This window comes from Bartonella sp. AP57NXGY (assembly GCF_042195805.1).
GTDB lineage: Bacteria > Pseudomonadota > Alphaproteobacteria > Rhizobiales > Rhizobiaceae > Bartonella.
In genome coordinates this window covers 1-3817 of the sequence record NZ_JBHIOZ010000118.1, presented here as the reverse complement: position 1 = coordinate 3817, position 3817 = coordinate 1, and the positions used below count along the sequence as shown (strand labels likewise).

General features: G+C 39.6%; 5 protein-coding genes and 1 pseudogene. All 6 read left to right on the top strand.

The window, feature by feature from the left end; genetic code table 11:
* A pseudogene (locus tag ACFIL8_RS08200) lies at positions 1-769 on the top strand (filamentous hemagglutinin); the annotation flags it as partial.
* Positions 766-1167: a hypothetical protein gene (locus ACFIL8_RS08195; RefSeq protein WP_273791508.1), complete on the top strand. Its 402-nt coding sequence runs from the start codon at positions 766-768 to the stop codon at positions 1165-1167. The pseudogene ACFIL8_RS08200 and the gene ACFIL8_RS08195, both read left to right, overlap by 4 nt.
* A gap of 34 nt (positions 1168-1201) precedes the next feature.
* Complete coding sequence (locus tag ACFIL8_RS08190) at positions 1202-1936, top strand: filamentous hemagglutinin (protein ID WP_375689384.1); 735 nt, start codon at positions 1202-1204, stop codon at positions 1934-1936.
* A complete protein-coding gene (locus ACFIL8_RS08185) occupies positions 1933-2337 on the top strand; it encodes a hypothetical protein (protein WP_375678149.1) in 405 nt (134 codons plus the stop codon). The genes ACFIL8_RS08190 and ACFIL8_RS08185 overlap by 4 nt, the downstream gene beginning before the upstream one ends.
* Positions 2338-2517: 180 nt before the next feature.
* A complete protein-coding gene (locus ACFIL8_RS08180; protein ID WP_026500687.1) occupies positions 2518-2919 on the top strand; it encodes a hypothetical protein in 402 nt (133 codons plus the stop codon).
* A 176-nt stretch (positions 2920-3095) separates the two neighbouring features.
* A complete protein-coding gene (locus tag ACFIL8_RS08175) occupies positions 3096-3500 on the top strand; it encodes a hypothetical protein (RefSeq protein WP_026500686.1) in 405 nt (134 codons plus the stop codon).
* Positions 3501-3817: the final 317 nt, after the last annotated feature.

Here is a 3817-nt window from a genome sequence, read left to right as displayed (position 1 = left end):
TATAAAAGGCAGTGATGGAAAATATATCACTCTGTATCACTTTTTAAAGCCAGAGGAAGAAAAGCATTTACAAAAAGGCCCTAATGGTGCTGTTTATATGTTCTACAATGGCATTTTTAATTCACCAGATGAAGCAGCCGGTAATGCTGTCCAATTGGCTGTTAATAAAAATGGTCCCCTTTATTTTACATACTTTCCCCAAGCTGATGATGTGCTGGTAGAATTAGGGGTAGCATATTATCAAAAGTTTTGGGAGGGTAGCACTTGGGGATTGAGTAATTCGACCAAGAAGTTCCAAGATTTTATCTATCGTTATGGCAATGACAATGCTATTGTTAGTGGGCATAGCCGTGGTACCTTAACAATACGCAATGGAGCAAATGACTTGCAAGAACATGGTATCCACAGTGTAGCCAAGAAAACAGACTTCTATCTTGTTGGAGCGGCTGCTCACATGCAATCGATGGCCAATACAGTAGATTATCTAAGCGATGGCGAAAAAAATTATATCTACATACAAGGTCATATGTTAGACCCCATTAGTACAGTGATTGGTTACAATTGGCCTACGGCTTATGGGGTACGTTCCAAACCATATGATTCATTACATCCGTTAATTCTACCCCTCAGAGAGATGGGGGGAGCGATCATCGGCTATAATCCTAGTACCCATAATTGTTATGCTGATGCAAGTGCTAAGTGTAAAAATGATTACGGTTCATTTGATTTTATAAAATTTTATTCCACGAGAACAGGGAACAAAAAATGAAAATACGATTTAACTTATTGAGCCTGCTCATTCTATTAAGTATTACTGGATGTGATATGGACAAATCTCCTCCAGGGGAAGTATATGGGTGGATCAAGCCAGGAGCAGACTTTACCGAGGTAGGAAAAGCCTTATTAGAATGTGGCATGCCACATCTTAATTATCTTGAGGCTGAAAATCAAAAGCTCAGCAATAATGATAATGCAACAATTTATGCTTGTATGATTCAAGCAGGATTCCGTGACAGATATGGCGGTCCATCTTGGTGTGTGAATCATTGGAGGGAAAACCTTCCGATTTGTCGACCAGGCGCGGTCATTCCGAAACGAAGTGTTGAAAAGCGCTTAAACAGCCCTTTTTGTAAAAAATATAAAAATGCGGATGAATGCCAATCTTAAGTGATGATCAACAATCCGCCATCCTTGCCTTTGCTTGGAATGGCGCGATTGTTTCCTCACTTTCCATTATTTAACGGATGAAGAAAAGCAGCATTTACAAGCTGGTTTTGATGGCAAGGTGCATGTGTCCCTCAATGGCATTTTTACCCCACCCTATGAGGCGGCTGTTTATGCAGAGCAACATGCGGAGAATAAAAATGTACCGCTTTATTTTGTTGTGTTTCCAGAAGCCGATTCTGCTATCTCAGAACTTCTGGTCGCAGGCTACCAGAAGTTTATGGAAAATAACTTTTGGGGTTTGACCAATTCCACACAAGAAGCAAAAGATATAATGTCTCGCTATGGTAACACAGGATTGCATTTTGATGCCCATAGTCGTGGCAGTTTGACAGGCTTTAATATGATGAATTCTTTCAAACAAGAAGGTGTAAATGATGTAGCAGGCAATACAACGATCAGTTTCCATGGACCAGCGGCTAATGTTTTGGCGGCATCCGGTTTGTTAGGTTATGTGAGTGGTGGCAAACAAACCACTATTGGTTTTGATGGGCATAGATTTGACGTTGTAAGCAGATTGATTGGTGGCAATGGCTATGCTTATGAGACAATATCTGCTGGTAGTAACTGGTGGACAGAATGGTGGAGAGTGATCATGAATCCCATAAGCTCCCATACCTGTCTTGGAGATGTGGGTCCAAAATGCCAAAAGTTTTATGGCTCATCTCATCGTGAACAATTTCCTTTAAGTAAATCATGGAGTAAAAAATGAAACAAACTCTAAAATTATTAAGCACTGTAACTTTGTTAAGTATCACTGGATGTAATATCGATAAACCTCCTCCAGGAGAGGTGGCTACGTGGGAGAAAAATGGTGTTACTGATTTTACTGAGGTAGGAAAAGCCTTGTTAGAATGTGGAATGCCGAGCCTTATTGATGCCGATCCAGAAAACAGAAAACTCAGCTACAATGCATGGGCAACTATTGATGCCTGTATGGTTCAATCAGGTTTTCGTGATAAAGTGGGGGGAGGGACTTGGTGCGAGAATCATAAAGCCGAAAACCTTCCCATTTGTCGTCCAGGCGCTGTGATCCCCAGGCGCAGTGTCAAGAAGCGCTTGAACAGCCCTTTTTGTAAAAAGCATCCAGAACAATATGAATGCTATCCTTAAGTCTTGCTGTTTGTGATGACCAACAATCCGCCCTCCGTGCCTTTGCTTGGAATGGCGGGATTGTTTTCTCAATCCATCATCTCAATATTGTTCACCGTTGTTTTAAGCAGCGGTGACAGAAAATATCAACAGGTTTATGAGCTGTTTTATCGTAAAGAAACCCACTGAAGGAGGGGAAGAATGAAGAAAGTCTTGCAATTATTGAGCGGCATAGCTCTGTTAAGTATAGCTGGATGTGAGTATAAAGCTGAGGTTCCCTTATCAGCTTGGGAATTATGGGATAAGCCTGGTGCAAATACAATTGATATAGGGAAAGCGCTGTTAGAATGTGGCATGCCAACACCTTATAATCGTGATGAATACAACAGAAAGTTAGACGGAAATGCGAACGCATTAATTGAAGCTTGCATGGTTCAAGCAGGTTTTAGATATAAATCCGGATATTTGAGTTCGTGTGAGTTTTTTGATGCTCGTTTTCCGATTTGTCATTCAGGTGCTGTCATTCCTCAAAGAAGTGTTAAGAAACGCCTGAACAGCCCCCATTGTAAAAGAAATAGAAACAAGCCTGAATGTCTACCGTAGTTTTTTGATGATGGTATGATTAAGAGTAATCTTTAGTTTTTTTATCTTTTGCATAAGTGTGTGGGCCAATTGTATCGGCACTCAACATGTTTCAAATTGATATGGACAGAGGAATATAAAACATCGACAAGCTTATAAGCAATCTTATCATAAAAAATCATTGAAGGAGAGAAAAAATGAAAGCAACTTTAAAGTTATTGAGTGGATTGGCTTTGCTTATTATAGCTGGATGTTTTCCAGGTCCTTACCAGGCTGTGGATGTATTAGAGAAGCTAGGAGAAGATAAGATTGAGATTAAAAAAGCACTATTAGAATGTGGAATGCTGAATCCTCATGATGATTATATGATGGATTATAGAGAGTTAAGTATAAATGCGAATACATCTATTTATGCATGTCTAACCCAAGCAGGTTTTCATAGTAAATTAGGAGGGAAGTGGAGAGATCGGTGTAGAAATTATAATGCCGAAGATCTTCCGATTTGTGTGCCAGGTGCTGTCATTCCAAAACGAAGTGTCAAGAAGCGTTTAAATAGCGCTTATTGCCAAAAATATAAAAATAAACCAGAATGCCAACCTTAAGCACTGCTAGTGATGATCAACAATCTGCCATCCTTGCCTTCACTTGGAATGGCGCGATTGTTTCCTCAATCTGTCATCTCAATATTGTTCACCGTTGTTTTAAGCAGCGGTGACAGAAAATATAAACAAGCTTATGAGCTGTTTTATTGTAAATAAATCCATTGAAAGAGGGGAAGAATGAAGAAAATCTTAAAACTGTTGAGTTGTATAGCTCTGTTAAGTATCACTGGATGTGTTAATTCAATTCCCTCACTTTCTCCAGCATTATGGAGAAATAAAATACTTTTAGAATGTGGAGTACCGGACCTTAATAAGGT

Coding starts and splice junctions, on each gene's coding strand:
- ACFIL8_RS08195 (WP_273791508.1), top strand. CDS start 766: ATGAAAATACGATTTAACTTATTGAGCCTGCTCATTCTATTAAGTATT.
- ACFIL8_RS08185 (WP_375678149.1), top strand. CDS start 1,933: ATGAAACAAACTCTAAAATTATTAAGCACTGTAACTTTGTTAAGTATC.
- ACFIL8_RS08180 (WP_026500687.1), top strand. CDS start 2,518: ATGAAGAAAGTCTTGCAATTATTGAGCGGCATAGCTCTGTTAAGTATA.
- ACFIL8_RS08175 (WP_026500686.1), top strand. CDS start 3,096: ATGAAAGCAACTTTAAAGTTATTGAGTGGATTGGCTTTGCTTATTATA.